This window comes from Janthinobacterium sp. ROICE36 (assembly GCF_002869965.1).
Lineage (GTDB): Bacteria > Pseudomonadota > Gammaproteobacteria > Burkholderiales > Burkholderiaceae_D > Janthinobacterium.
The window spans coordinates 1-25,812 of sequence record NZ_PEBS01000075.1 but is presented as its reverse complement, the minus strand read 5'-3'; the positions used below and the strand labels follow the sequence as shown (position 1 = coordinate 25,812).

21 protein-coding genes and 3 pseudogenes are annotated in these 25,812 nt (G+C 63.7%); 11 read left to right on the top strand and 13 right to left on the bottom strand.

What is annotated here, in order from left to right; translation table 11 throughout:
* Positions 1-247 (top strand): annotated as a pseudogene (locus CSZ94_RS22850) (IS630 family transposase); the annotation flags it as partial.
* Here the strand turns inward: CSZ94_RS22850 and CSZ94_RS22845 are convergent.
* A complete protein-coding gene (locus CSZ94_RS22845; protein WP_102123620.1) occupies positions 239-3,391 on the bottom strand; it encodes a hypothetical protein in 3,153 nt (1,050 codons plus the stop codon). The pseudogene CSZ94_RS22850 and the gene CSZ94_RS22845 overlap by 9 nt on opposite strands.
* Before the next feature lie 227 nt (positions 3,392-3,618).
* On the opposite strand from CSZ94_RS22845, the gene CSZ94_RS22840 reads away from it, so the two are divergent.
* A complete protein-coding gene (locus CSZ94_RS22840; RefSeq protein WP_146009880.1) occupies positions 3,619-3,885 on the top strand; it encodes a hypothetical protein in 267 nt (88 codons plus the stop codon).
* On the opposite strand, the pseudogene CSZ94_RS22835 reads toward CSZ94_RS22840, so the two are convergent.
* A pseudogene (locus tag CSZ94_RS22835) lies at positions 3,839-4,936 on the bottom strand (DNA topoisomerase IB). The gene CSZ94_RS22840 and the pseudogene CSZ94_RS22835 overlap by 47 nt on opposite strands.
* 92 nt (positions 4,937-5,028) lie before the next feature.
* On the opposite strand from CSZ94_RS22835, the gene CSZ94_RS22830 reads away from it, so the two are divergent.
* Positions 5,029-5,412, top strand: a complete 384-nt coding sequence (locus CSZ94_RS22830; protein WP_102123623.1) for a YkvA family protein — start codon at positions 5,029-5,031, stop codon at positions 5,410-5,412.
* Here CSZ94_RS22830 and CSZ94_RS22825 read toward each other — a convergent pair.
* The 3 genes from CSZ94_RS22825 to CSZ94_RS22815 all read right to left on the bottom strand — a co-directional run bounded on the left by CSZ94_RS22825 (position 5,409) and on the right by CSZ94_RS22815 (position 9,196).
* Positions 5,409-6,599, bottom strand: a complete 1,191-nt coding sequence (locus tag CSZ94_RS22825) for a serine hydrolase domain-containing protein (protein ID WP_102123618.1) — start codon at positions 6,597-6,599, stop codon at positions 5,409-5,411. The two genes, CSZ94_RS22830 and CSZ94_RS22825, sit on opposite strands and share 4 nt — an antisense overlap.
* 122 nt (positions 6,600-6,721) lie before the next feature.
* Positions 6,722-8,017: a cation:proton antiporter gene (locus tag CSZ94_RS22820; RefSeq protein WP_102123622.1), complete on the bottom strand. Its 1,296-nt coding sequence runs from the start codon at positions 8,015-8,017 to the stop codon at positions 6,722-6,724.
* A 51-nt stretch (positions 8,018-8,068) separates the two neighbouring features.
* Entirely contained in the window at positions 8,069-9,196 is a 1,128-nt protein-coding gene (locus CSZ94_RS22815; RefSeq protein WP_102123617.1) for a mechanosensitive ion channel family protein, read from the bottom strand.
* Positions 9,197-9,436: 240 nt separating this feature from the next.
* On the opposite strand from CSZ94_RS22815, the gene CSZ94_RS22810 reads away from it, so the two are divergent.
* From CSZ94_RS22810 to CSZ94_RS22800, 3 genes are read left to right on the top strand one after another with little or no spacing between them, the layout of a single operon-like run.
* Entirely contained in the window at positions 9,437-11,725 is a 2,289-nt protein-coding gene (locus tag CSZ94_RS22810) for an alpha,alpha-trehalose-phosphate synthase (UDP-forming) (protein WP_180977587.1), read from the top strand.
* Positions 11,725-12,516: a trehalose-phosphatase gene (otsB, locus tag CSZ94_RS22805; protein ID WP_102123615.1), complete on the top strand. Its 792-nt coding sequence runs from the start codon at positions 11,725-11,727 to the stop codon at positions 12,514-12,516. The genes CSZ94_RS22810 and otsB overlap by 1 nt, the downstream gene beginning before the upstream one ends.
* The gene (locus CSZ94_RS22800; protein WP_102123614.1) at positions 12,488-14,374 is read left to right on the top strand and encodes a glycoside hydrolase family 15 protein; all 1,887 of its coding nucleotides are present in this window, start codon (positions 12,488-12,490) and stop codon (positions 14,372-14,374) included. Before otsB ends, CSZ94_RS22800 begins: the two co-directional genes overlap by 29 nt.
* Positions 14,375-15,172: 798 nt before the next feature.
* Here the strand turns inward: CSZ94_RS22800 and CSZ94_RS22795 are convergent.
* On the bottom strand, positions 15,173-16,429 hold the full coding sequence (locus CSZ94_RS22795; RefSeq protein ID WP_102123621.1) for a PepSY-associated TM helix domain-containing protein: 1,257 nt from the start codon (positions 16,427-16,429) through the stop codon (positions 15,173-15,175).
* A 317-nt stretch (positions 16,430-16,746) separates the two neighbouring features.
* Between CSZ94_RS22795 and CSZ94_RS22790 the strand changes: the two genes are divergently transcribed.
* Genes CSZ94_RS22790 through CSZ94_RS22780 form a run of 3 tightly spaced genes read left to right on the top strand, consistent with a single transcriptional unit; the run spans position 16,747 to position 19,658 of the window.
* Positions 16,747-17,577 carry an alpha/beta fold hydrolase gene (locus CSZ94_RS22790; protein WP_102123613.1) on the top strand — a complete coding sequence of 277 codons (831 nt, stop codon included), beginning with the start codon at positions 16,747-16,749 and terminating at the stop codon, positions 17,575-17,577.
* Between the two features lie 11 nt (positions 17,578-17,588).
* Entirely contained in the window at positions 17,589-19,124 is a 1,536-nt protein-coding gene (locus tag CSZ94_RS22785; RefSeq protein WP_258001152.1) for a hybrid sensor histidine kinase/response regulator, read from the top strand.
* Between the two features lie 24 nt (positions 19,125-19,148).
* Positions 19,149-19,658, top strand: a complete 510-nt coding sequence (locus tag CSZ94_RS22780; protein WP_146009879.1) for a hypothetical protein — start codon at positions 19,149-19,151, stop codon at positions 19,656-19,658.
* A gap of 35 nt (positions 19,659-19,693) precedes the next feature.
* Here CSZ94_RS22780 and CSZ94_RS22775 read toward each other — a convergent pair whose 3' ends face one another.
* Together CSZ94_RS22775 and CSZ94_RS22770 are read right to left on the bottom strand one after the other, a co-directional pair.
* Positions 19,694-20,911: an MFS transporter gene (locus CSZ94_RS22775; RefSeq protein WP_102123610.1), complete on the bottom strand. Its 1,218-nt coding sequence runs from the start codon at positions 20,909-20,911 to the stop codon at positions 19,694-19,696.
* Positions 20,912-21,206: 295 nt separating this feature from the next.
* Complete coding sequence (locus tag CSZ94_RS22770) at positions 21,207-21,491, bottom strand: SRPBCC family protein (RefSeq protein WP_308410597.1); 285 nt, start codon at positions 21,489-21,491, stop codon at positions 21,207-21,209.
* 91 nt (positions 21,492-21,582) lie between these two features.
* Between CSZ94_RS22770 and CSZ94_RS22765 the strand changes: the two genes are divergently transcribed.
* The gene (locus tag CSZ94_RS22765) at positions 21,583-21,969 is read left to right on the top strand and encodes a LysR family substrate-binding domain-containing protein (protein WP_102123609.1); all 387 of its coding nucleotides are present in this window, start codon (positions 21,583-21,585) and stop codon (positions 21,967-21,969) included.
* On the opposite strand, the gene CSZ94_RS22760 is transcribed toward CSZ94_RS22765, so the two are convergent.
* The 3 genes from CSZ94_RS22760 to CSZ94_RS22750 all read right to left on the bottom strand — a co-directional run bounded on the left by CSZ94_RS22760 (position 21,966) and on the right by CSZ94_RS22750 (position 23,555).
* On the bottom strand, positions 21,966-22,439 hold the full coding sequence (locus CSZ94_RS22760; RefSeq protein WP_102123608.1) for a DUF6328 family protein: 474 nt from the start codon (positions 22,437-22,439) through the stop codon (positions 21,966-21,968). The two genes, CSZ94_RS22765 and CSZ94_RS22760, sit on opposite strands and share 4 nt — an antisense overlap.
* Positions 22,440-22,513: 74 nt before the next feature.
* Entirely contained in the window at positions 22,514-23,233 is a 720-nt protein-coding gene (locus CSZ94_RS22755) for a hypothetical protein (protein ID WP_102123607.1), read from the bottom strand.
* A 109-nt stretch (positions 23,234-23,342) separates the two neighbouring features.
* The gene (locus CSZ94_RS22750) at positions 23,343-23,555 is read right to left on the bottom strand and encodes a hypothetical protein (protein ID WP_102123606.1); all 213 of its coding nucleotides are present in this window, start codon (positions 23,553-23,555) and stop codon (positions 23,343-23,345) included.
* Between the two features lie 259 nt (positions 23,556-23,814).
* On the opposite strand from CSZ94_RS22750, the gene CSZ94_RS22745 reads away from it, so the two are divergent.
* The gene (locus CSZ94_RS22745; protein ID WP_102123605.1) at positions 23,815-24,234 is read left to right on the top strand and encodes a YidB family protein; all 420 of its coding nucleotides are present in this window, start codon (positions 23,815-23,817) and stop codon (positions 24,232-24,234) included.
* Positions 24,235-24,287: 53 nt separating this feature from the next.
* Here CSZ94_RS22745 and CSZ94_RS22740 read toward each other — a convergent pair whose 3' ends face one another.
* Together CSZ94_RS22740 and CSZ94_RS22735 are read right to left on the bottom strand one after the other, a co-directional pair.
* Positions 24,288-25,385, bottom strand: a complete 1,098-nt coding sequence (locus CSZ94_RS22740) for a LacI family DNA-binding transcriptional regulator (protein ID WP_102123604.1) — start codon at positions 25,383-25,385, stop codon at positions 24,288-24,290.
* Between the two features lie 180 nt (positions 25,386-25,565).
* Positions 25,566-25,812 (bottom strand): annotated as a pseudogene (locus CSZ94_RS22735) (IS630 family transposase); the annotation flags it as partial.

Below are 25,812 nucleotides of genomic sequence, written 5' to 3'. Positions count from 1 at the left end.
CACGCCGACGTCCGCCTCCTGGCTCAACATGGTCGAGCGCTTCTTCCGCAGTTTGACAACGGATCGACTCCAGCGCGGAGTCTTTCGTAGCGTCCATGAACTGACCGTCGCAATCCATGAATATATTGCGGCCCATAATCAGAATCCGAAGCCGTTTGTATGGACCGCCAAGGCTAACGACATCCTGCAAAAAGTGATCCGTGCCAATCGGAGGCTTAGTTCAAAGAATAACGAAGCACTACACTAGCAGGGCTGCCAGTGTCGGCTTTTGCGCGGGGTTGGCCAGCACTTCCGCCTTCGCGTCGAGGATTAGCTGGTGGATGGCTGCGCCATTGTTCTGGCCGCCCAGCGCATCCGAGTAGCCGCCCGCGCCGTCGGCGTAGCGCAAGTCGATCTGCTGGCCGTCGCTGTGGCCGCGATGGCCGAGGATGGCATCGCCCGCCGCCGTCTGCTTCACATGCTGGCCGCCGATGTCGTCGAAACGGTAAGCCTTGCCCTCCAGCCAGGCGATGGCCAGGCGCGTAGCCCATGAATCGCCGCCCGCGTCGCGCGTGCCGTAGCGGCGCGCCGCCAGCGCCGCTTCGTTGTTGGCCAGGTACAGGGGAATGTAGGCCGTGCTGCCCTTGAACGCCACTTGCCCCCCTTCGGCCGGGTCGGAGCTGGCATCGGCATTCTCGACGCGGCCTTTCAGGCGCAGCATGACGACGGCCTTCTTGTCGAGTTTTGCGCCGGCAAAGGCGGGCAGCACCAGGCTGGGGAATGTCACTGTGCCGGCAGTCTTGGTATTGGTCTGGGACAATAAATTCTCCGTGCTGAAGGCGGGATTGCCGCCGTCGGCCGAAATGCCGATATTGACTTCCGTAATCGTCGCGGCCGCCGGCGTGTAGTGCAATTCCAGCGGCAAGGTGTGGGTGGCCGTGGCCGCGCCTTGCGAGACGGACACATACGGCCCCGGCAGATTGCCCGTCAGCTTGATCGGCTGCAGCACGGGATGGCCGGCCTTGTTCGGCGAGAGGAATTTTGCCTGCGTCACCTTCAAACCCTTGCACACGAGACTCAGTTCCACCGTCGTCACCGTGGCCAGGGCGCTGTCGCCGATATTCGTGGCACTGACATTGCCGCCCAGGCTCAAAGCCCCCTCCCTGGTTTGCTTGCTGACGTCGACGCATTCCGTCCTGACGATGGTGCCCTGCGTGTAGTGGGTCTGGTTGACGGCGCCCGCGGCGGCCAGGTTGACCCCGGGCAGCCCCGTCACGGCGTACGACCAGGTATCGTTGTACTGGCTTTGCGCCGTCGTGTAGACGGGGTATTCGGCCGTGCTGACGGTGATTTTCACGCCCACGTTTTTCGTGCCCTTGGGCACCGTGAAGGCGATGGGCGAGGTGATGGTCTGGTGTTGCGCGGCCGCGGTGGCCGCAAACGTTTTGCTGCCTTCGTCATCCTGCGGCGTGACGTCGCCCGCGCCACGGGGGCTGGCGGACACCGCGCGCGCGGACGGACCGGCGCCATCCTGCGTGACCTTGCCCGCCACATAGCTCTGCGCCGAGGCGGTGCGCCGGGCCAGGCCGGGTGCGTACGGATACACGATGCCGACGCTGACGCTGCTGCTGTTGTCGAAGACGACGGCGCTGACGCTGACCATGTTCGGGTGGACCAGGTCGTTCAAGGTCAACTGGTAGGTATCGGGCAGCACGCCATCGAACTGGAAGGCGCCCGTGGCGTCGATTACGGCCACCTGGCGCTGGTGGTTGTTGTAGCCAGCCAATAACATCTTCTGGCCGGCCAGCCCCGTGGCATTGGCGCCCGTGGGCGTGCGCAGCTGGCCTTGCAGGGAGGCAGAGGACTTGATGACGATCAAGGCATAGCTGGCCGTGAATGCACCATCCTGCGAGACGAAATTGAGGTTCAGGTCGTAGCTGCCGTTGGGCAAGGTTGCCAGCAACTGCTGCATGGCCGTGGCGCTGACGCTGAAGGTGGCGCTGGCGGCATCGAATACCCAGTAGGACTTGAGGCTGACGGCCACGCCGTCCGGTATGGACAGCAGGGCGTCGCTGTCGTCCTGCAGGGCCAGTGACGGCGAGCCCACCAGGCGAAACGCCAGGGGACCCGGTTGCAGGCGGTTGTTCGGCCCCAGCCCCGTGATGGCCAGCACGGGTGCGGTTGCCGGCAAGTTGCCGTCATCGTCCGGCTCCACATAGGTTTCCACGGCCGTGGGCAATTCCGACTGGATCAGCAGGTTCAGGATGGTGACGCTGTTGCCCTTGCTGAGGGAAAACTGGGCGTGCTGGTACACGCCCGTGTCGCCGGGCGTGGAAAAGCGCAGGCTGCCGTCCTGCAGCAGCACATCCGTGACGGCGCCGCTGACCTTGACGCTGTCGGCGCCGTCCGTCAAACCCAGCTCGGCCAGCGACAGCGTGACCACTTGCGCGGGCAGCACAGGGTCGAGCGCTAAGCTGGCGTTGGCGCTGAAAGTCCACGCCAGGGCCGCGCTCTGGAAGGCGATGTCGATGCGCACGATGATGGTGTCGTCGGGCGTGACGGTGGCGCCCGCGTCGATGCTGCCGGCCAGCACCTCGCCATCGATGATGGTGCTGCCGTCGGGCGCGCCGGTCAGCACGGCTTGCACATTGCTGGCCGCCGCGCGGCTGTTGTTGCGGATGTGCACGCGGTAAGTGTAGTCCCAGAGCGTGCGGCTGACGCGCTGTTCGGCCACTTTTTCCAGCTGCGTCACTTCGAAGTCGCCGGCGGCCTGGACGGTGGTTGCCGTCGCGGCCAGCATGACTTTCGGCGCGGGCGGCTGCGGGGGATCGTTCGGCCCGCCGCAGGCGCACAGGCCCAGCGCCAGCGCCAGGGCCGTGGCCAAGGCGGTGGCGGCCAGCTGGCGCCGCCGCTGACAGGCCATGGCCAGCACGCCGGCCAGCAGCAGCCATGGCGTGGCCGGCAGGGCGATGGCGGCCGGCTGCGTGCTGCCCGTATCGAGCGCGATGAAGGAAACGGGGTCGAGGATGGAAAACGGCTGCGCGCCGGGGCTGCCCGCGCCCAGGTAATCGAAGGTGACGGAAAAGCCCGTGGCTGTCGCGCCGGGGACGATGCCGCCCGCCAGCGCCAGCGCGTCGAGGTAGCCGCTGGCGGGAATGGCCACGTCGGGCTGCACCAGCAGCACGTCCCAGCCGGGCGCCGTGGAGATATTGTGCAGCTTGACGTACTGGCCCACGCTGAAAAACAAGGTGAATTCGGCGATGGGCATGGCAAGCGTGGTATTGCTGACCGTGTAGTCGTAGCGCCACTGCGTGCCGCCCAGCGAGGTCGCCGTGTAGCCGATGCTGGTGGCGTGCGCGGCGGACATTGCGCACAGCAGCAGCGCCAGCAGCGCCTGTTTGATCAAGCTCATGACCGTTCCTCCGTGACTGGCGCCAAGCGTGCCCAGGCAACAGGTCAAGCAGGAAGCGTTCCTGAATAAATAATCCTTATAAAACATGGGCTTGGCTGGAGAGGGGCGCTGCCGGTGTCAAGTTTTCCGACGCTTGCCCAGGCGATCGGCGCTGTCAGCGTTGTCCTACCCATCTTGTCGAAACTGTCTGATTGTATGCCTTGCGGAAACACGCGATGATCGTGTTCATGCTGCAACAGCCAACCAGTCCGACGGAGTATGCGATGCCCACGCTAGCCAAGCCCAGCCATTTGAACAAACCGTTCCTGCTGATTTGCCTGTTTACCTTCGCTACCCTGGCGGCCACGCTGATGAATACGGGCGATGCGCAGACGAATGATGGCGCGCCGGCCGCCGTGGCGCGCGATGCGGGCCACGGTGCCTTGCCCATCTGCAGCAGCGATGCCCTCACACTGTCGGCCCAGTGCCAGCCGCAGCCCGCGCGCCAGGCTTGAGCGCAGCCTGCAGCCGTTGCTGCAGCAGGGCCAGCACGGCCGCTTCTTCCGGCGCCAGCGCCGGCAAGTCCTCTTGCAACTGCTGCCGCGCCCGCGCGCGCATGCCTTCCAGTAAACTCCCCTCCAGATACGATTCCAGCACGGCCGGGTGCACATAGCACTTGCGGCAGATCGTCGGCGTATTGCCCAGTTTTTTAGCCACCGACTCGATCGCTTGCACGATGTTCTTCTTGGCCTGCGCCTCGGAATCGACCTGTTCGAACGCCTGCAGGGCCAGCGCGGCCAGCAAGGTGCCGGACCAGGTGCGGAAATCCTTGGCCGTTTACTCTTCGCCCGTCACTTCGCGCAGGTAATCGTTGACGTCGCCGGAATCGATGCCGTGGCGTTCGCCGCCGTCATCGACATATTGAAACAGTTCCTGCCCCGGTAGTTCGCGCATGCGCTGCAGCACCCGGGCCAGGCGCCGGTCGCTCAGACGGATAGCGTGGCGCACGCCGCTCTTGCCCTTGAAGTGGAAGGCCACGGCGCTGCCGTCGACTTGCACATGGCGCGTGCGCAGGGTGGTCAGGCCGAACGATTTGTTGGTGCGCGCATATTCTTCGTTGCCGATGCGCATCATCGTCAATTCCAGCAGGTGCACGATGGTGGCCAGCACTTTTTCACGCGGCAAGCCGGGCAACTGCATGCCGCGCGCGACGGCGGCGCGGATGGCGGGCAGGGCGCGGCCAAAGCTGAGCATGCGCTCATACTTGACCTCGTCGCGCACCTGGCGCCAGCGCGCATGGTAGCGGTATTGCTTGCGACCGCGCGCATCGCGCCCCGTGGCCTGCAGGTGGCCGTTGGCGCGCGGGCAGATCCACACGTCCGTCCAGGCTGGGGGAATGGCCAGCGCCTTGATGCGCATCAAGGTGGCGGCATCGCGCAGGCTCTGGCCATCCGCGTCGCGGTAGCGGAACTTGCCGGGCTTGCCCAGGCGGACGATGCCGTTCTGGTGGTCGCCCGTGTAGCGCAGGCCGGCGGCGCGGGCCGTGGTGGCAGCAGATATTTCCATGGTGATAGCTTACCTTGTACGCCGCGCACCCGGCGCGCCGTTATGCTAAGGTGCGCATTCGTAACGCCGTGCGCGGCAGACAGGAGCAGCAGATGTTTGGCAGAAAAAAGAATCTGGAAGAAGACCACGCCCCCCAGGCCGACAAGCAGTATGAAAAGAAATACACGCAAGACAGCTTCTGGGACAAGGTCGTCAAGTTTGCCAGAACGGCGGGACGCGAAGTCATCGAGAAAGCCTTGTGGCTGTACTACGCGGCGCAGCAGCCGAATACGCCGCTGTGGGCCAAGACGGCCATTTATGGCGCGCTCGGCTATTTTATTTCACCCATCGATGCGATTCCCGACCTCACCCCCGTGATCGGCTATGCGGATGATCTCGCTGTGCTGGCGGCGGCCGTCGCCACGGTCGCCACCTACATCACGGCCGAGGTCAAGGAACGTGCCGCCGACAAGCTGCGCGGCTGGTTCGGCGCCTAGAATTTCTTTGGCGATGGCGCGCCGCTGCCGCCATGGGCCAGCAGGCGCAGTACGACTTCTTTCTGGAATGAGCGAAATTCCTTGTCGGCGCTGACGTTGGCGAAGGCCAGCACGGCAGTTCTGCTGGCGCGGTCGACGCAGACGACGGACGCGGCGCCCGGGTCGCCGCCGCTGTGCGTGGCCAGCGGCTTGCCGTCGACGTCGCGCAGCAGCCAGACCAGGGCTTGGCGCACCGACGAGTCGGCAGGCACGACTGGCGCCGCTTGCGGGGCGAAAAACAATTGCAGGGTGGCATCTTGCACGTAGCGGTGGCCATCGACCCGGCCGCCATTGCTGTAGATGGCCAGGAAACGGGCAAAGTCATGCGCCGAGCTGCGCAGCAGACCGGCTGGCCAGTCGGGATAGCCGACCGGCGGCAGCACTTGCAGTCCCGCCTCCTTGTGTGCATACGGCTGGGCGACCACGGCGCGCCGCGGCAAGCCGGCCAGGCTCCAGGCCGTGCTGTCCATGCCCAGCGGCTCGAACAGGTGCTCGTGCGTATAGGCGTCGAGGCCATCGGGGTTCAAACGGCCCACCAGATAACCGAGCAGGGAGATGCCCACATTGCTGTAGCGCCATTCCGTGCCGGGTCGGGCGGCAAACGATACATCCGCGTCATACCAGGCGCCGCCGCGCGACAGATAGCCCTTGAGGAAGTCGCGCAGGGGCAGGCGCGGGTCGCCCTGCACGGCAAACGCCGTTGTCTTTTCATACACGGCATCGGAAATGCCCGAGGTGTGGCTGAGCAAATGGCGAAAGGTGATGGGCACGTCGGGAAACTTCGGATGCATGAGCGGGAAGTCCAGATAGGCCGCCACCTTGTCGTCGAGCTGGAAGGCCCCTTGTTCCAGCAGCATCATGATGGCCGTGGCAGTGACGAGCTTGCTGACGGAGGCGACATGGAACACCGTGTTGGCATCGGCCTTCTTGCCGGCCTGGATGTCGGCCCAGCCATAGCCGCGCGCGAAGATGGTTTGCTCGCCGCGCACCACGGCCACGCTCATGCCCGGCGTTTCCGTGCGGGCCAGGCCATCGCGCATGAAGCCGTCAAATTCCGTTTCCCACGCCAGCCTGGCCGGATCGGTGGCGCAGCCCGTTTGCAGCAGGGCCAGTGAGACGCCCAGTCCCAGCACGCTTCTTCGTTTCATTGATACTCTCTTTAGCCGTTTTTAATGATCTTAACAATATTTCCGCCCGCCATAGGGGCAATTGACAAATCATTGCTTTGCAGCAATGACAAAGGCGGCTGACCAGCGCTTATTTGCACCAGTTATTTGCGCCAGTAGCGTTCCAGCAGGGGTTTGACGGTCAGGCCATGCGCGACGATGGACAAGATGACGACGACGAGGGTGATGTCGGCCAATTCGCGTGCCAGGCCGCGCGGCAAGCCATGCGCGATGGCATAGCTGAGGTAGTACAGGGAGCCGATGCCGCGCACGCCGAACCACGCGGCCAGTCCGCGCACGCGCATGCTGGTGCCCGAGGCCAGCAAGCCGAGCATCACGCTGGCCGGGCGCGCCACCAGCAGCAGGAACAGCGCCACGCTCCACGCCTGCCAGCTCCAGGCTGCCGCTGTGACCGTGCCGCCCAGCAACAGCACCAGGGTCAGTTCGGACAGGCGTTCCAGGTGTTCCTTGAAGACGAGGGATTCGCCGCTGACGGTCAGCGGCACCTCGCTGCCGAGCGGCTTGGCGGCGGACACGGCATGCGTTTCCTCGGCCTGCAGCAAGCCTTGCCGGTCTTTCGGCGCGCCGCTCAGCCGCAGTTCCGTCTGGCGCAAGGCCACGCCGGCAAAGAACACGGCCAGAAAGCCCCAGGCGTGCAAGCACGTGGCCACGCCATACACGAGGGCGATCAAGCCCAGGGCCGCCAGGTCGTCCAGCATGGCGTGTTTCGGCGCTTTGGCGCGCACCTGCCAGCCCAACCAGGCCAGCAATGCGCCGCCGGCCGCGCCCAGGGCAATGGCGGCGCCGCTGGCCCAGAATAGATCGCGCCACAGCCAGGTGGCGCCATGCGGCCCCAGCTCATGCAGGCCCAACAAGCCCAGGCCCAGCATGACGAAAGGAAAGCCGCTGCCATCGTTCATGCCCGCTTCGCTTGTCAACATGAAGCGCAATTGCTCGCTGTCGCCCGCATGGCGCAGCTGCACGTCGGTGGCCAGCACGGGGTCGGTGGGCGCGAGGATGGCGCCCAGCAGCACGCCCGCGCCCAGGGGCATGCCCAGGACGAAACAGGCGAACACGGCCACCAGGGCCACGGAGATGGCCATCGACAGCCAGGCCAGGCGCAAGGAGGGCAGCCAGCGCGCCAGGCTGAAGGGCACGGGCATCTTTACGCCGGCGGAAAACAGGGAGATGAGGACGGCGATTTCCGTCAGGGTTTCCAGCAGCGGCGCCTGCTGCACCAAGTCGAACGCAAACAGGCCGAGGAACATGGGGCCCAGCAGCAGGCCCACGCCCAGGTACGCCATGGCCGAAGTCAAGGGCAGGCGCGCGATGCGGTCGGCGCCCAGGCCGCGCGCCAGCATCAGGCAACCGATCAGGATGAACCAGGCGGTGGTGCTCATGCGGCCCATTGTAGCGGCGCGCGGGCGAAGGCAGCGCGCCGCAGGGTTTTGTTAAGCCCGGTTCTCAGCTTTGTACAGCGACACCGTATCGTTCTGCGCCTGCATTTCGCGCACCTCGATGGGGTCGTGCGTGGAGCGCAAACGGGGCAAGCCGTGCGGGTAGTTGGCCGTAATAAATGCCAGCATCTGCTCGCGCACGATGCAGCGCAGCTCGAAGGCCGTGCCCGAATCTATCGCACTGATGAGAAAACGCACGCGCACGGCCCGCTCGTTCGAATCCGTCGCCTGCACGGTGCAGACCCGGCCATCCCATTGCTTGGCCCCTTCGCAGATGCGCGTCAGTTCCGCGCGCAGGGGGGCTAGCGGGATGCTGAAATCGAGCCACAGGAATACCGTGCCCAGCAGGGTGGAGGAGCTGTGCGTCCAATTTTCGAACGGGTTTTCGATGAACCACTGCAGCGGCACGATCAAACGGCGCTCATCCCACACGCGCACGACCACATACGTGCCCTTGATTTCCTCGACCGTGCCCCATTCGCCGTTGACGATCAGCACGTCGTCGATGCGGATGGGTTGAGAGAACGCAATTTGCAGCCCTGCAATGAAATTGCCGAGCACGGGGCGGGCGGCGATACCGGCCACTAGGCCTGCCACGCCGGCCGAGGCCAGCAGGCTGGCGCCGATCTGCCGTGCGCCGGGCAAGGTCAGCAGTACGAAGGCCAGGCCCAGGATCACCACGATGGCGTGCGCGCTGCGCGTCAGCACGCGCGCTTGTGTGATCAGGCGGCGCGCGCGCAGGTTGTCGGCCACGTCGACGGGGTTGACTTCAGAAATCGTGATGGAAAGCGCCTGGATGCATTGCATGGCCAGCCAGGTCAGTGCGATGATTAGCGCCACGCTGGTGATATGCGACATGGCGACCAGGCCCGGCGTGTCGTCGGGCGCGCCGGCCAGCACCATGCGCAGGCCGAAGACGATCACGCACAGCTGGCTGGCGCGGAAGGCGACGCGCGTGGCGTTGCTGGTGAACGGGCGGCCATTTGCCAGTCTTTTCAGTAAACCAATGCCGGCCTGGTGCACGACGATGGCGACCAGGATGACGAGCAGGGCGGAAACGAGCACGGTCAGCGCCGAGCGCAGCGGGCCTCCCATCAGCGAGTGAAACGTGCTGAGATCCATAGGCGAAAACTCCTTCTATAAGATTGAAATGGATGTCGAAAGCGGCCATTTTACGGGTAGACGGTAAGGCGGGGGTGTGCGTTGCCGAACGGATAAGAGTTGCAGCAAGGTGGATACTGGCAGAAATTGCTGCGCTGCGCCATGTCACGTTGACGTTTCAATACGGAAAGCAAACGGGCGCCGCTCTATTGAAAATATAGCCATACTTGCAATGGTTGTTAATGTCTGCAAAGGAAAACGATGATAGTACGATCACTCCGAATGTCCTTGCGCTTCATCCTGCCACTGGCTCTGGTGCTGGGATTGTTTGCTTATATTGTGGTACCCCTGCTCGATAATATTACCTTGCGCTGGTATGTGCGTGACCTCGACAGCCGGGCGGAATTGCTCGCTGGAACCCTGCGACCCTCGCTCACCGAATACCTGCCCGCGCAAGATGCAGGCCGCATCGGCGAACTGTTCCAGGGCGCCACGCGTGACGAACGCCTGATCGCCATCGGCTTTTGCGACAACGCCGGCCACCTCGTCTACCAATCCGCGCAATACCCGGCCTCCATCGGCTGCTGGAGCACGCCTTCCACGGGCGGCTTGTACAAATCCCTGGCGCAATTGCCGCAAGGGCAAGTCCACGTCAGCGAAACACCCGTCATGCAGGACGCTACCCAGCTGGGCCGCCTGGTGCTGGTGCAGGACATGAGCTTTGTCGAGCGCCGCAATACCGATACCAAGCGTTTCATCTTTGCCTTCCTGGCCGTGCTGGCCGTGCTGATTTCCCTGATGACCGTCTTCGTCGCTCACCTGAGCTGGCGCGGCTGGCTGTCGGCCGTGAAGGATATCTTGCGGGGCGAGTTGATGCCGCGCAGCGTCACGGCCATCCAGGCCGCCGATGCACCCGCCGCCGCGCCCGCGCCACCGCCGGAAATGCAGCCGCTGATCGGCGACTTGCGCGAATTGCTGCAGGAATACCATCTCGAACGCCAGGGCGACAGTGGCTGGACTTCGGAGTGGACGCCGGAAAAACTGCGCGGCTTGCTGGAAGCGGACCTTGCGGGAGATCAAGTGCTGGTGGTGTCGAACCGCGAACCGTACATCCACACCAAAACAGACGCAGGTATTACGGTGCAGCGCCCGGCCAGCGGCCTGGTGACGGCCGTGGAAGCGGTAATGCGCGCCTGTTCCGGTACCTGGATCGCGCATGGCGCCGGTTCCGCCGACCGCGAAACGGTGGATAAACTCGACCACGTGCCCGTGCCGCCCGACAATCCCAGCTATACCCTGCGCCGCGTGTGGCTGACGGAAGAGGAAGAGCAGGGCTATTATTATGGCTTCGCCAATGAAGGCATGTGGCCACTGTGCCATATCGCCCACGTGCGCCCCGTGTTCCGCTCGACCGACTGGGATCAGTATGTGAAGGTCAACCGTCGCTTCGCCGACGCCGTGATTGCCGAGGCGAAGACGGACAACCCCGTCGTGCTGGTGCAGGATTACCACTTCGCCTTGCTGCCGCGCATGGTGCGCGAAGCCTTGCCGAAGGCGACCATTATCACTTTCTGGCATATACCGTGGCCGAACTCGGAATCGTTCGGTATTTGCCCATGGCGCGAAGAAATCCTCGACGGCTTGCTGGGCAGCACCATCCTGGGCTTCCACACGCCTTTCCACCGCAAGAATTTCCTGGAAACGGTGGACCGCTACCTGGAAACCCGCATCGAGCCGGAAGCGTCGACCATTTTCTATGGCGGCGAGATGACGCAGGTGGAGGATTACCCGATTTCCATCGCCTGGCCCGAGGATCATCCCGAGCAGCCCGACGTGGCCATGTGCCGCGCGCAAATCCGCGCCGAACTGGGCGTGGCGCCCGACCACTTGCTGGGCATCGGCGTGGACCGCCTCGATTACACGAAAGGCATTGTCGAGCGCTTCCAGGCCGTCGAACGCATGCTGGAACAGCAGCCCGGTATGGTGGGCAATTTTACGTTTGTGCAAATCGCCGCCCCCAGCCGCGCCTCACTCGATGAATATCAAAGCTTCGATGCCAGGGTGCGCAAGATGGTCGAGCGCATCAACCGCCGCTTCGGCAGCGGCAATTATGTACCCATCCTGCTGAAAGCGGAGCACCATGGCCAGGACGACTTGCAGCGCTATTTCCGCGCCTCGGAAGTGTGCATGGTGACAAGCTTGCATGACGGCATGAACCTGGTGGCCAAGGAATTCATCGCCGCGCGCGATGACGAGATGGGCGTGCTGGTGCTGTCGCAATTCACCGGCGCGGCGCGGGAACTGCATGAAGCGCTGATCATCAATCCTTATCACATCGAGCAGGGCGCCGATGCGCTGTACCGTGGCTTGGTGATGCCGCCCGTGGAACAGCGCGAGCGCATGAAGAGCATGCGTGCCAGAGTCAAACATTTCAATGTCTATCGCTGGGCCGGGCGCATGCTGCTGGACGCGGCCCGTTTGCGCCAGCGCGACAAGGTCATGACCAAGATCGACGCCCACAGCCGCATCAAGCGGCGCAAGGGGATTTGATGACGGCGATACCTGACGATAGCGCGGCCCTGTTGCAGCTGCTGAGCATGCCCGGCAGCGCCGTTTTCCTCGACTTCGACGGCACCCTGGTCGACCTGGCGCCCACGCCCGATGGCGTGCGCCTGGAACCGGGCGTGGTCGAAGCGCTGGCGCTGCTGGCCGAGCGCCATGGCGGCGCGCTGGCCCTCATTTCCGGGCGTCCCGTGGCGCAGATCGATGCCATGCTGGCGCCCCTGGTCTTGCCGGTGGCGGGCGTGCATGGCGTGGAGCGGCGCGGCGCCGATGGCGCGCTGCATGTGGCGAGCACGCCCGACGTGGCGCCCGTGCTGGCGCGCGCCAGGGCCCTGGCCTCTGCCCACCCAGGGTTGCTGGTGGAGCACAAGCGGGGCGCCGTGGCCCTGCATTACCGGCTGGCGCCGGAACTCGAGCAATTGTGCTCACAGGAAATGACGGCTGCCGTGCAAGCGTGCCCGGGGGTGTTGCTATTGCATGGCAAAATGGTCCTGGAAGCCAAGCCGGCCGCCACCGACAAAGGCGGCGCCATCGCCGCCTTCATGCAGGAAGCCCCGTTTGCCGGCCGCCGGCCGGTGTTTACGGGCGACGACACCACCGACGAGGCAGGCTTTGCCTTTGTACAACAAGTTGGCGGGCAGGGCGTGAAAGTGGGTAGCGGCCCCAGCGCCGCCACCCTGCGCCTGGCCAGCCCGGGCGCCTTGCGCGCCGCCTTGCTGGCCGCCTCCGTATCCCCAGAAGGAGTAAATAATGACGCAATCCCAAGAACAACCATATGACGCGCCCAGCGGCGCCGCCGCCTCGCAGGCTGCTTCCGCCAGCGCGGCAGCCAGCGCGTCGGCACCCGCCACGCCCATCCAGGCTAGCCTGAACTGCGGCGTGGTGGGCAATTGTGCCTTCAGCGCCCTGATTGACCAGGCCGGGCAGGTGGTCTGGTCCTGCCTGCCCCGCTTCGATGGCGATCCCGTCTTCAACCGCCTGCTGGACGCGACGGAAAACGGCAGCGTGTGGGGCATCGACATTGAAAATTTTGCGCGCAGCGAGCAATTCTACGAGCCGAACACGGCCGTTTTGCGCACGCGCCTGTACGACACCGAAGGGCGCGGCGTGGAAATCACGGATTTCGCGCCCCGTTTCCTCAGCCGCGACCGCATGTTCCGCCCGCTGATGCTGATCCGCCGCGTGCGTCCGCTCGATCACGCCGTGCGCATCCGCGTGCGCCTGCGCCCCCGCTACGACTGGGGCAAGCTGGCGCCGCAGATCACACAGGGCAGCCACCACATCCGCTATGTGGGGCCGGAACAGACCTTGCGTCTGAACACGGATGTATCGCTCAACTATGTACTGAGCGAAACGTATTTCGTGCTGGGCGGCACGGCCAACTTCCTGCTGGGCCCCGATGAAACCCTGGCCGGCGGCATCGACGAGACAGCGCGCATCTTCGAAAAGGAAACCATCAATTACTGGCGCACCTACACGCGCCGGCTGGCCGTACCGCTGGAATGGCAGGACGTGGTCATCCGCGCCGCCATCACCTTGAAACTGTCTTTATATGAAGACACGGGCGCCATCATCGCCGCCATGACCACCAGCATTCCCGAAGCGCCCGGCAGCAGCCGCAACTGGGATTACCGCTATTGCTGGCTGCGCGACGCCTTCTTTGTCGTGCGCGCCCTGAACAGCCTGTCTGAGGTGGGCACAATGGAAGAGTATTTACGCTGGCTGACGAATATCGTGGCCCGCTCGAAAGGCGGCCACATCCAGCCCCTGTACGGCATCGGCCTGGAAGAACAGTTGCCGGAATCCACGCTCGACCACTTGCCCGGCTACCGGGGCAACGGTCCCGTGCGCGTGGGCAACCAGGCACAGGAACACTTTCAGCACGATGTTTACGGCAATATTGTATTGGGCGCGGCGCAGGCCTTCCTCGATCACCGCTTGTTCCACCGGGCCGGCAAGGCCGAGTTTGCCGCGCTGGAAGCCGTGGGCGAACAGGCATTCAGGCTGCACGCGGAGCCGGACGCGGGCATGTGGGAGTTGCGCACGCGGGCGCGCGTCCACACCTCGTCCATGCTGATGAGCTGGGCCGCCTGCGACCGCCTGGCGAAAGTGGCGCATAAGCTGGGCTTGCCGGACCGGGCCGACCACTGGAACAGCCGCGCCGTGCTGATCCGCGAGCGCCTGCTGCGCGAAGCGTGGAGCGAGGAGCGCCAGGCCTTCGCCGAAAGCCTGGGCGGCCGCGACCTCGACGCCTCCGTCCTGCTGATGGCGGAAGTCAACTTCATCGACCCCATGGACCCGCGTTTCATCGCGACAGTCGATGCGCTGGAAGCGTCGCTGTGCGACGGCCCCTACATGCGCCGCTACGAAGCGCCCGACGACTTCGGTAAACCCGAGACCGCCTTCAACATCTGCACCTTCTGGCGCATCGACGCCCTGGCGCGCATCGGCAGGAAGGATGAGGCGCGCAAAATCTTCGAAACGATGTTGATGGCGCGCAATCACCTGGGCTTGCTATCGGAAGACACGCACCCCGTGACGGGCGAAATGTGGGGCAATTTCCCGCAGACGTATTCGATGGTGGGCTTGATTAATTGCGCGGTCAGGCTGTCGGCGCCTTGGGATAGTGCGATTTAAGTGCTGGCCGGGATCGCGGGGCTGAGGGCGGGGGGCATGGCTGCGTTGCCAGGGCTTGCCGTATGTTCGCCGCCCCGTACGCCTGGCGTGGGTACGGGGCGGCGCCAGCAAAAACAGGCGTGGTGATTACGGTCGCTGGCGGCCTTGGGCCTGGAAATCACCTTAAGCAGAAGGGCAGCGGGGCCAGTCACTGTGTTTTTTGGTGTGGATGTGCTTGCAGAGTGCCCGTCTAAATGGCTTGCCGCGTCAGCAGGTGCCACCGAAACGCACGAGAAGGGGCCGGCATTGAAAATTTTGTTTTAACAATGAAATTCATTCTCATCGTGCCTGGCATGGCAAGGCGTTTGTTCTGTGCCAATGGCCTTGAGTTGCGGGGAATCGTGCATGCTAAAATCCCAGCAAGATGCTACATTGCATTCCATGCGGAAATACTCAGGACGACACAAGCATGCATAGCTGGGGGCAATGTCCGCGTTAGCGAACGCTGGGGGGCGTCCTGGGCGGTTGGGGCAGTCAGATAAAGTGAGCGTTGAGGTATTGAAGAGGAAACTTGAAAGTGCCACCAGACAGACATACATTCAAGGATGTTATTTCAAAAACTTCGGATCAGCGCCTTGCAGAAGCACCGCAGCATGAAAGAATCACCCACTACATTTTTGTCGCAATATGCGCCGTAATGATCGTTCTTAGCTGGCTCTTTTATTGATGGGAATTCCCGAAGGAAACCGCCAAGCATAAAGCTGTAGCCGGATGTATGGCGCTATTCCGGCAGCAGCTTTCTTTTGATAGCATCAGCGCTTATGTTGACCTTGCCTGCGGTTTATGCGCCTGCAGCCGGCGCGAACGGCGTTTTCTTTCCCAGATGACGATGCCCGTCACCGACAGCATGGCCACCATCAGCCCCATGAAGGACATCAAAATGCGCCCCGGCAAGCCGAGGATGCGGCCCGAGTGCAGGGGGAATTGCAGTTGCACGAAGACGTCGGCGGCCGTGCCTTCCCAGGGCTTGTGCTGGCCGATGATGCTGCCGTCCATGCCATCGACGTACAGGTTCGACAGGCCCATGCCGGCCGCGCCGAATTCGTCGGCCGGGTCGAAGAAGGAGACGTTGTAGAAGGAATAATTTCCGCCATAATAAATGCCGCCGATGGGGGCCGCGATGCCGCGATGTTTAGCTTGCTTTTTCGCAATGTCTACTGCCTGCTCGAAGCCGATCACGGGCGTGATATACGTGCCGTAGGGTGCCGGCGTCTGCGTTTCGTATGGTCCCGGCGTGGTGGTGGAAACGAGCGACATGAGGGGATAAAACACTTCGCGGTACAGGTTCAGCGAGAACGAGGTAAACGCCACGACGGCGATGATGGCCCATACCCACAGGCCGCCCGCGCGGTGCAAATCGAAATTGAGCTTGTAGCCGCCGGCCGCCCAGCGCACCACCCACGACGGTTTCCAGCGCTGCCACCAGTTGGCGGCGTCGCGGTGGCGTGGTGCATCAAGCCGTTCGCGCAAACGGCGCGGCGTCGTCAGGTAAAACGCCACCATGCTGTCGAGCAGCCAGATCAGGGCGACGCTCCCCATCAGCCAGTAGCCCCAGCGGTCCGTGCCCCAGAAGGCGGGTACGTGCAGGCTGTAGTGCAGATGGCGTAAAAACGGCATCAGGCTGCGGCGCGACAGGGAAATGGCCGTCGAATCGCGCGTGCCGGTGATGTGCCCCGTGACGGGGTCGATGTAGACGGTGTTGTAGTCGAGCACGAACGGCGTGTTCGTGCTCGGGTCGGTGAGCGGGCGCACCATGAAGGCGGCCGCATGGCCTTCTTCCAGGCCCAGGGTCATGTAATTGACTTCCACGCGCGGGTCGGCGGCAGCCACCTTTCGCGCCAGCGCACATGGTTGCTGCAGGGGGCCGCGGCCCGGCGTGTCCATGATGTCGGCGTTGAGCCATTCATCGAGTTCATGGTCCCACGACGTGACGGCGCCCGTGAGGCCCGCGACGATGAGGAAGAGGGCGATGGTCAGGCCAGCCCAGCGGTGTATGACAGTCCAGAAAGCGCGCATGCGGTACAAACCTTCAACATGAAACCGGCTTGTTGCGGCCAGCGTGCGCCATGGCGGTGCACTGGGAAAACCAGGCACACGCCTGGTAATTTGATAATGGGAATCGTTCTCATTATCCGCCGTGGCATGGCATTTGTCCAGCACCAATGGTGTTGCCCAGGGTCAAATGGCGCATGCTAAGATGTTAAGTAAGCCCCAATAAATTATTGTGATTTCTGACTTCCATAACCGCCGCTCTGCGGCGTTGCCCACTGTTAGCAGTGCCTGGCAAGAAGTTAATTTACATTCCATGTGGAAATATTCAGGACAAAACAGGCATGCGCATAGAAGACCGTAACAATGTCCGCGTGAGCGAATGCAGCGCTGGGCCACAGGCGGGCGCGGCCACCACGATGGTGTTCATGCACGGCTTCGGCTGCGACCAAACCATGTGGCGCTACCTGGAACCGCTGTTTCGTCCGTGCTACCGCACCGTGCTGTTCGACCTGGTCGGCAGCGGTGGGTCGGACCTCAGTGCCTATGATGTCGATAGCTACGCGCGGCTCGACGCGCATGGCGCCGATTTGCGGCAAGTTATTCATGCCGTCGGCGGCGGCCCCGTGATTTGCGTCAGCCATTCCGTCAGCGCCATGAGTGCCTTGCTGGCGACCATTGCCGAGCCGGGGCTGTTCTCCGCGCAAGTCATGCTGGCGCCGTCGCCCTGCTATATTGATGACGCGGCCACCGGTTACCGGGGCGGCTTCAGCCGTGCCGATATCGACGACTTGCTCGATGCCATGGATAGCAACTACCTGGGCTGGTCCGCCAGTATGGCGCCGGCCATCATGGGCGCGTCCGGGCAGCCGGCGCTGGGAGAAGACCTGGCGAACAGCTTTTGCCGCACGGATCCCGTCATTGCCCGGCATTTCGCGCAAGCCACGTTCCTGTCCGATCACCGCGCCACCTTGCCGCGCAACAGCACGCCGGCCCTGATCGTGCAATGCAGCGATGACTTCATCGCGCCGCTGCCCGTGGGAGATTATTTGCGCGAAATGTTGCCGCACAGCCGCCTGCACGTGGTCGAGAACATGGGCCATTGCCCGCACATGAGCGCGCCCGATGCCAGTTACCGGGCCATACGCCACTTTCTCGACGGCCTGCACCTGTAATGCGCGACACGATGCCTTCCTTGCCTGATACCAACACCTTGTTCCAGCATGCCGCTTGCGGTTTGCTGCTGTGCACGGCCGACGGTACCATCGTGCAGGCGAACGCCACCTTTTGTGGCTGGCTCGGCTATGGCGCCAGGGAATTGCTTGGGAAAAAGAAACTGCAGGACTTGCTGACCATCGGCGGGCGCATGTTCCACCAGACGCACTGGCTGCCGCTGATGCAGGTGCAGGGCAGCGTGTCGGAAATCCTGCTCGACATGCGCCAGCGCCAGGGCCAGTCCATCCCCATGCTGTTCAATGCCGTGCGGCGCGTGCACGAGGGCGTGCGTTATGACGAGGTCGCCGTCTTTGTCGCTAGCGACCGGCGCAAATACGAGCAGCAGCTGCAACTGGCGCGCAAGGAGGCCGGCGAGCTCAACGAGCAGCTGGCGGCCGCCGACCGGCGCAAGGACGAATTCCTGGCGACCCTGGCGCACGAGCTGCGCAACCCGCTGGCGCCGATGCGCAATGTGCTGGAAGTGCTGCGGCTGGTGCAGCTGGACGACCCGCAGCTGCGCTGGGCGCGCGACGTGCTGGGCCGCCAGATTGGCCACATGACGCACCTGGTCGACGACCTGACGGAAGTGTCGCGCATCACGCGGGGCCGTCTGGAGTTGCGCCGCGCCAGCGTGGAACTGGCGCCCGTGGTGGACGCGGCCCTGCACAGCGTCGCCGAGCTGGCGGCGCAGTCCGGCCACAAGGTGCACGTGGAGCAATGGCCCCAGCCCATCTGGCTCGACGCCGACGCCACGCGCCTGGCGCAGATGATCTCCAACCTGCTGACCAACGCCGTCAAGTACACGCCCGCCAACGGTGTCATCTGGCTGGACGTGGCATGCACGCAACACGAGGTGCGCATTAGCGTGCGCGACTCGGGCATCGGCATCGCGCCCGAGCACCTGGACAAGGTGTTCGACCTGATTTCGCAGCTGGAGCCGGCCCTGTCGCGCGCCCAGGGCGGCCTGGGTATCGGCCTGTCGCTGGTGCGGGGACTGGCCGAATTGCATGGCGGCAGCATCAGCGCACACAGCGCTGGCGTGGGTCAAGGCAGCACCTTCGAACTGCGTTTGCCGCTGTCGGCCGTGCCGCTGCAGGCGCCCGCGCCCGTGGAGCGCCGCCTGCTGACCGGCACGCGCGAGGGCAGCGTGCTGGTGATCGACGATAGCGCCGATGCGGCCGAAAGCCTGGCGCTGGCGCTCGATATCCTCGGCTATGAAGTACGCACGGCCTATGATGGCGAGGCAGGTATTGCGGCAGCGCAAACCTTCATGCCGCAAGTGATATTGCTCGACATCGGCTTGCCGCACATGAATGGCTACGAGGTGGCGAGACTGTTGCGCAGCGAACCCTGCGGCAAGGATGCCATCCTCGTGGCCGTCACGGGCTGGGGCCAGGACAAGGACCGCCAGATGGCGTCCGATGCGGGCTTTGATTTGCACCTGACCAAGCCCGTGGATTTTTACGAGCTCGATGCAGCGCTGCAAAAGATGCTGCAGGCGCGATGAAAAGAATATGAGCAAATGGATGTGATGGAACAACTGACAGAACTTGAACTTGCCGTTTTCCAGCTGCGCATGGGTTTTGGCCAGGCGGACCGCTGCGTGGACTGGGCCGTGGAGCGCTTGCGCCTGGACCAGGAAGGCGACGACCTGGAGGTCGTGCTGCTGGCCAGCGCCCGAGGCGCCGATGAAGTGCTGCCGCTGGCGGATGTGATTCTCGAGCGCTACCGGGGCGAGCAACGGCTTGACGACCAGTTCCTGGCGGGCAAATACATCGTTGAGTTGCGCGCCGCCTGCCTGACGGGGCGGGAAAGCGTGTCGTCGCTCGATGCCATCTTTACCCGCCTGTATCCGGCGCTCGATTATCCCGACTGGCTGGTCATGCTGAGCCGCAATTGCGAATATGCGACGGACGTGGCCGATTTTGAACAGCCGTTCGAGCGGGAGTTCGCATACATCGCGCGTCTATGGGCCGAAGCCGGTAGTACTGCCGAGTTTGAGCAGCGCTATTCCCGCGTGACGTCGAACGGGCACGGCTAGCTGCTGACCCGCCCGGCGGCCGCATGCTGAACCGTTCAAGCCGGCTGCGCGCCGCCCACATTACGGCTGCGGTTTTCCACCAGCACGGAAATGCCCAGCACGACGATGCCGCCGCAGGCCAGCATGGCGCCGACCCATCCCGTCGAGCGCAAGCCCATGCCCATGGCGATGGCGATGCCGCCGGCCCAGGCGCCCAGGGCGTTGGCGATGTTGAAGGCAGAATGGTTGAGGGCGGCAGCCACCGTTTGCGCGTCGCCGGCCACGTCCATCAGCCGCGTTTGCACGGCGGGGGCGACGGCGATGCCGGCGCCGATGGCGAACAGGTTGATCGCGGTCAACCAGACATTGCTGCTGGTATAAGTAAACGCGGCCAGCGCGGCCACGTTCCACAACAGCACGCCGAAGATGGTCCACAGGCGCGAGCGGTCGGCCAGCCAGCCGCCGATCAGGTTACCCAAGGTCATGCCGACACCGATGATGGCCAGCAAGATGGAGATCACCAGCGGTGACACTTTCGTGATTTCCAGCAAGGTGGGCGTGATGAAGGTGTAGACGGCGAACATGCCGCCGAAGCCGATCGCCACCATCAGCAGGGTCAGCCACACCTGCAGGCGGCGGAACACGCCCAGCTCGCGGCGCGGGCTGGAATCCCCGGCAGCGACCATGGGCACGAAGATGCGCACCATCAGCATGGTCAGCAAGCCCAGCGCGGCGACCAGCAAGAAGGCCGAGCGCCAGCCCAGAGTCTGGCCGATGTACGTGGCCAGCGGCACGCCGAAGATGTTGGCCACGGTCAAACCCATCAAGACACGGGCGACAGCCTGTCCCCGTTTGTCCGGTTCGGCCAGCGCGGCCGCCACCAGGGCTGCCACGCCAAAATACGCGCCGTGCGGGATGCCGGCGACGAAGCGGGTGACGACCAGCAAGCCATAGTTGGGGGCGATGGCGCTGAGCAAGTTGCCGCCAGCGAACATCAGCATCAGGCAGATCAGCATCAGCCGGCGCGGCATGCGCGCCAGGAAGATGGTGATTAATGGTGCGCCGATGACTACGCCCAGCGCGTAGGCGCTGATCATGTGGCTCATCTGCGGCAAGGTCGTGCCCAGGTCGTCGGCCACCACGGGCAAGATGCTCATGGAGGCGAATTCGCCCGTGCCGATGGCGAGGCCGCCGATGGCCAGGGCCAGGTCGGCATAGCCAGCGCCAAAAGGCGCAGTGACGCGCGGAATCAGGGGATCTACGGAGGCGTGCATGTGCTTGTTAGTTGGGTAAAGAATGACAGGGTGGAGCGGCGCGCTGTGGCCAGGCCGCAGGCGGCAATGCGCAACCAGAGTCGATGGCCGGCAAGTATATTTTCGGGCTATAAGAACTGCCCAAAGACAACATTGTAAAAGATTCGGGCAAGCTCTGCTGGCTGATGGCTACAATTTGCTGCATTGCACACGGCAGCGCTTGCACTATTTGTTAACGATAACACGGAATGCGCGTGATTCCGCCACGGGGCAAGCGAAAAAAAGCTGGCGGTGGCGGCGTGGCCTGCGTTGCGTGTTATTTTGCCAATGATTGCCGCAGCGCTTGCAGGGCCGCTACATAGATGCCGTGGAACAGGCCCGTCACTTCCTGCTCGCTCAGGCCCACGGGCGTGAAGCGGCCGGACCAGGTGACCCGTGCGCCAGCGCTGCCAGCGAGGGGCGCCACCCGCAGGGTCGACAGGTAATCGGTGGCGGGAAGCGGCGCTTGCAGAGTCGAATAGCTGTCGCTGCGCGCCCCGTTGTTGTACATTTCCCGTTGCTCGACGATGACGTCGCCGGCCGGCTTTGCCAGATGGCGGATGCGGCCCCCGTCGCTGAAGGTGCTGCGGGGAATCTAGGGCAGCCGGTCCGGCAGCGAGTTGACGCGGCCAATCAGTTGCCATCCTTGCGCCATGCCCGCCGCGCACCCGCTGGCGCACCAGGCCGACCGCGCGCCGCCGGACCTGGCGGGCCAGGAATGGATTGCCGTGCTGCACAAGGAAAGCGGCTTGAAACACGATAATTCCGTCGCCGCCTGCGCGCGCGCCGGTTTTACGCCCGATATCCGCCTGGAAGCCACGGAACCGCTGACGGCGCTGGGCCCGGTGGCGGGCGGGCTGGGCATGGCCATGATCCAGCACAGTCTGCCCCAGCACGCGCCGGCCGGCGTGGTGGTGCGCGACTTGCCGTGGTTCAGTTACCGCACGCCGCTGTGGTTGGCCTGGCGCAAGGTGGATTTGCGCCCGCTGGCGGGGATTTCCCGCCCAACCCAGTTGCAGCAGGCGGGCGTAGCCGTCTAGATTTTCCTGGCGTGCTTCAAGTGCAAGGGCAGCCACCACCACATGCAAATGATGAGTGACCCCATCAGCGTGCAAGCGACGATGCCCGCGATGTGGCCGAACACTTCCGACATCACCAGATTGGTGCCGAGAATGAACGCCATTGCCAGCGACAGCGCCCCCGCCATCATGATGCGGTCGGCCACGCGCTTGAAGCGTTCGCGGTCTTGCAGGGGGCGCATGACGCGGTGCTGGATGGCTGGCGCGCTGAGCAGCACCAAGCTGGTCATGGAGAGGAAAAACGTCAGCAGGAAGACGATTTTTTCCGCCTGCACGATCTTTGCAAAACCGCCGTTGAAGGGCAGGATGATGAGGAAGGCCGTCAGCATCTGCGCTCCCGGCAGCAGGATGCGCAATTCGCTGAGCAGGTCGGACAAGTCGCCTTCCTCGCCGGGCTGGCTATTTTCGGCGGATGGCGGGGCGTGCGGCATCGCGGCTGTCCTGATGGTGGCGAGGCGTCCAGTCTACGCGCACGCGGCACGCCTGACTGTGGCCCGGCGCACTTTCAGTCGCATTGCGTGATGCGTAGACGCAAGCGCCACAGGGGCGACGAGACGATGGGCGTGGCGCTATGCGAGGCGTCATGGCCGCACTGGCCGCAACTGTGGCGCCGGTGCGGCGCCAGCGCGAAGCTGCCCAGGTCCAGGTGCGGGTGGCCGCAGCGGGCGCAGTCGCTGCAGTCCAGCGGCGTGCCCACCTGCAAGGCGGCGGCGTAGGCGTGCGCGGCCGGCGGCGTGACATTGAGCTGCACCATGTCGGAAGGAAACACGCCGGGCAGGGCGCGGCAGTCGATGGCCAGCGCAGGCAGGTCGCGGCTGAACAGGGCGCCGCCCTCATCGGCCCGGGCGCGCAGTTGCACCAAGCCATCGGGGCCCAGGCGCAAGGTGGTGGCGTGAAACTGCATGGGGTCGAATAGTTCCGGATACAGCACATAGCCCATGGGGCTGGCGTGCTGGCGGCAACGCATCTGCCGCGTGGCCTGCCAGTCGGCCAGGTCGGCCTGCGTGCCCCAGTAGCACTGATGCGTGCGGCACCAGTGGCGCGCCGCGCCATTGCGAAACTTTCCGGCGGGCAGCAGCTCGCACAGGATGATGGCGTCCAGTCCCGAACCGGCGCGAAAGTGGCCCGTGATGTGCGAGGTGGTGACGGCAAGATGGCCTGTGCTCGCTTGCAAAGGCCAGCAGATGCCGGGCAGGGTCAGCGGCGTGGCGAATGGCGTGCTCAATGGCGCCTCCGCGTGGCTAGCAGCTTGCCAGCCGATAGTGGGCCGGAATGAAAAAACCCGCCGACTGGGACGGGCTGTGCTGACGGGAATGCCAGGGGCATGGCCCGGTCTATTCTTCCGTATCGGCCAGGGTGACGATGGCGCGCGCCCACTTCGCGTATTTCAGGTTCGCCAGATCGCGCACGGTCTTGATGTTGAACGCTTGCTTGAGCAGCTCCGCATCCTTCTCGTTCACGCCTTGCAGGGCATCGACGGGCGCATCAGCGATTTCCTTGAACGTTGTTTTTTCGTAGGCTTTGTCTATCGCTTTATTGATGTTCATGTGTTGATACTCCTCAGTAAGTAGGAAAAATTATTCTACACGGTTTTGCGAAGCGTCATTTTGCGCTTGCATGTTGTGCCGAACTAAATATGATGGAGGTGGGTGGCTCGACAGTGAGTCAGTCCAAGCGCTCTCCGAAAAATTGCAATTATAGCATTTTTATTATCCATAGTATAATGTTTTCCATGGGTAGAATGGTCTGCGCCATGCCGAACGCCGCAGTCACGCGGCACGAATCGATAGCGTTCAGGAGAATACGATGAGTTTGCTGGATCAACTTGCAGGACAAGCGATGAGCGCTTTGGGTAACAAGGGCGCGGATGGGGAAGCGCCATCGGGATTGATGGCCAGTGTGATGGACCTGGTGAACCAGCATGGCGGCTTGCCCGGCCTGCTGCAGAAATTCCAGGAAAGCGGCCTGGGCGACCAGGTGGCCAGTTGGATCGGCAGCGGCGCCAATGCGCCCGTTTCCGGCGAGCAGATCAAGGATGCGCTGGGCGCCGACACGATCACCCAGATCGCTGAAAAAGCGGGCGTCGCCCCGGAGGCGGCCTCGGGCGGCCTGGCTGCCTTGCTGCCCCAGCTGATCGACAAGCTGACGCCGAACGGTCAAGTGCCAGAAGGCAATGACCTCGTCAGTCAGGGTTTGAATATGCTCAAGGGTAAGATCTTCGGTTAATACAGCCGATGCAACAACAAAAAACCTCGCAGCGATACGAGGTTTTTTTGCTTTCAGGCGGCTGCCATCAGGCCGAAACGCTGAGGTTCGCTGGTCAGCCTTGCCGTGCTCCCCTCCACCAGATATGAGCAATAGCGGCGCCGCTCGGCAATGCCGCCGCGCCGTTCCATCAGCTCGCCCAGCATGGCGACGGCATCGGTGGCCATCTTTTGCACGGGCTGGCGCAGTGTGGTGATGTCGTAGCTGAGCCAGCCGGATGCTTCCAGCGCGTCGAAGCCGGCCACCGACATCTGCAGCGGCACCTGGATGCCCATCTGGTGGCGCGCCGTGTCCAGGCAGCCGATGGCCATGATGTCGTTGCCGCAAATGACGGCGTCCGGTACGCGGCCCAGGCGGTCGATGACCTTGCGCAAGCCCCGTCCGCCGCTGGCGTAATCGTAGTTGCCGCTGACGACGATGGGCGCGGGCAAACCCAGCGTGAATAGCCGGTCGAGCACGCCGGCCTTGCGTTCCTGCGCGACGGCCGAGTCGCCGGGGCCGTCGATGATGGCGAATTGGCGGTGGCCCGCCTCGGCCAGGCGCGACACGAGCAGGCGCGCCGCTTCGCCCTGGTCGCACAGCACGGCATGCACGGCATGCTCGCGGGGGCTGCGGTTGAATAGCACCAGCGGCACGTCGCGCCGGCCGAATTCGGCCATCTGCTGGTCCGACAGGTAGGCGGCCACGACCGCGCCATCGACCTGGTATTGCCACACATCGTTCAAGACTTTGCCGATGTCCGCTTCGCGCTCCAGTGTAAATAGCAATAAACGTTTGCCCTGGCGGGCGATTTGCTGGCTCAGGTCGGACAACACTTGCGGATAGTACAAATTGGCCAGGTTGGAAATGATGACGGCCACCAGGTTCGAGCGCCGCGTGATCAGGCTGCGCGCGGCCGCGTTGGGGATGTAATCGAGGATGATGGCCGCCTGCATGACCTTGGCGTGGGTGGCAGGCGAGATGCTGGCGTCGGGCTTGAAGCAGCGCGACACGGCCGATTGCGACACGCCGGCCACCAGGGCCACGTCATACGAGGTTACGCGCCGCCCGGCACCGGGGATGGGGCGGGTGGCGGTGCTGGGTGTCCGAGCTGCAGTATTCTTTTTTCGCATATTGGTCTGGCAAGCAAGCTGTCTCAAAGTATTCCTGCAGGCGCGGCCGCTTGTGGCGGCCTGGGCGGGCAGAATGAGCATAGCGCAAAAGATTTTCGCTTGGCAATATTCCATGCTTATTCACGCTTATTGTTCATGTTGCAAAAATATGCCTTCATAACAAGTGCCATGCCTGCTCCTCTAGTGTAGTGCTTCGTTATTCTTTGAACTAAGCCTCCGATTGGCACGGATCACTTTTTGCAGGATGTCGTTAGCCTTGGCGGTCCATACAAACGGCTTCGGATTCTGATTATGGGCCGCAATATATTCATGGATTGCGACGGTCAGTTCATGGACGCTACGAAAGACTCCGCGCTGGAGTCGATCCGTTGTCAAACTGCGGAAGAAGCGCTCGACCATGTTGAGCCAGGAGGCGGACGTCGGCGTG

What these genes read in the sequence shown, in the direction of transcription:
- CSZ94_RS22810 (WP_180977587.1), top strand. Translation starts at nt 9,437, where the DNA reads ATGATAGTACGATCACTCCGAATGTCCTTGCGCTTCATCCTGCCACTG.
- CSZ94_RS22740 (WP_102123604.1), bottom strand. Translation starts at nt 25,385, where the DNA reads ATGCGAAAAAAGAATACTGCAGCTCGGACACCCAGCACCGCCACCCGC.
- CSZ94_RS22815 (WP_102123617.1), bottom strand. Translation starts at nt 9,196, where the DNA reads ATGGATCTCAGCACGTTTCACTCGCTGATGGGAGGCCCGCTGCGCTCG.
- CSZ94_RS22760 (WP_102123608.1), bottom strand. Translation starts at nt 22,439, where the DNA reads ATGCCGCACGCCCCGCCATCCGCCGAAAATAGCCAGCCCGGCGAGGAA.
- CSZ94_RS22820 (WP_102123622.1), bottom strand. Translation starts at nt 8,017, where the DNA reads ATGAGCACCACCGCCTGGTTCATCCTGATCGGTTGCCTGATGCTGGCG.
- CSZ94_RS22750 (WP_102123606.1), bottom strand. Translation starts at nt 23,555, where the DNA reads ATGAACATCAATAAAGCGATAGACAAAGCCTACGAAAAAACAACGTTC.
- CSZ94_RS22745 (WP_102123605.1), top strand. Translation starts at nt 23,815, where the DNA reads ATGAGTTTGCTGGATCAACTTGCAGGACAAGCGATGAGCGCTTTGGGT.
- CSZ94_RS22780 (WP_146009879.1), top strand. Translation starts at nt 19,149, where the DNA reads ATGGAACAACTGACAGAACTTGAACTTGCCGTTTTCCAGCTGCGCATG.
- CSZ94_RS22765 (WP_102123609.1), top strand. Translation starts at nt 21,583, where the DNA reads ATGCCCGCCGCGCACCCGCTGGCGCACCAGGCCGACCGCGCGCCGCCG.
- CSZ94_RS22825 (WP_102123618.1), bottom strand. Translation starts at nt 6,599, where the DNA reads ATGAAACGAAGAAGCGTGCTGGGACTGGGCGTCTCACTGGCCCTGCTG.
- CSZ94_RS22800 (WP_102123614.1), top strand. Translation starts at nt 12,488, where the DNA reads ATGACGCAATCCCAAGAACAACCATATGACGCGCCCAGCGGCGCCGCC.
- otsB (WP_102123615.1), top strand. Translation starts at nt 11,725, where the DNA reads ATGACGGCGATACCTGACGATAGCGCGGCCCTGTTGCAGCTGCTGAGC.
- CSZ94_RS22830 (WP_102123623.1), top strand. Translation starts at nt 5,029, where the DNA reads ATGTTTGGCAGAAAAAAGAATCTGGAAGAAGACCACGCCCCCCAGGCC.
- CSZ94_RS22775 (WP_102123610.1), bottom strand. Translation starts at nt 20,911, where the DNA reads ATGCACGCCTCCGTAGATCCCCTGATTCCGCGCGTCACTGCGCCTTTT.
- CSZ94_RS22785 (WP_258001152.1), top strand. Translation starts at nt 17,589, where the DNA reads ATGCCTTCCTTGCCTGATACCAACACCTTGTTCCAGCATGCCGCTTGC.
- CSZ94_RS22840 (WP_146009880.1), top strand. Translation starts at nt 3,619, where the DNA reads ATGCTGCAACAGCCAACCAGTCCGACGGAGTATGCGATGCCCACGCTA.
- CSZ94_RS22845 (WP_102123620.1), bottom strand. Translation starts at nt 3,391, where the DNA reads ATGAGCTTGATCAAACAGGCGCTGCTGGCGCTGCTGCTGTGCGCAATG.
- CSZ94_RS22795 (WP_102123621.1), bottom strand. Translation starts at nt 16,429, where the DNA reads ATGCGCGCTTTCTGGACTGTCATACACCGCTGGGCTGGCCTGACCATC.
- CSZ94_RS22790 (WP_102123613.1), top strand. Translation starts at nt 16,747, where the DNA reads ATGCGCATAGAAGACCGTAACAATGTCCGCGTGAGCGAATGCAGCGCT.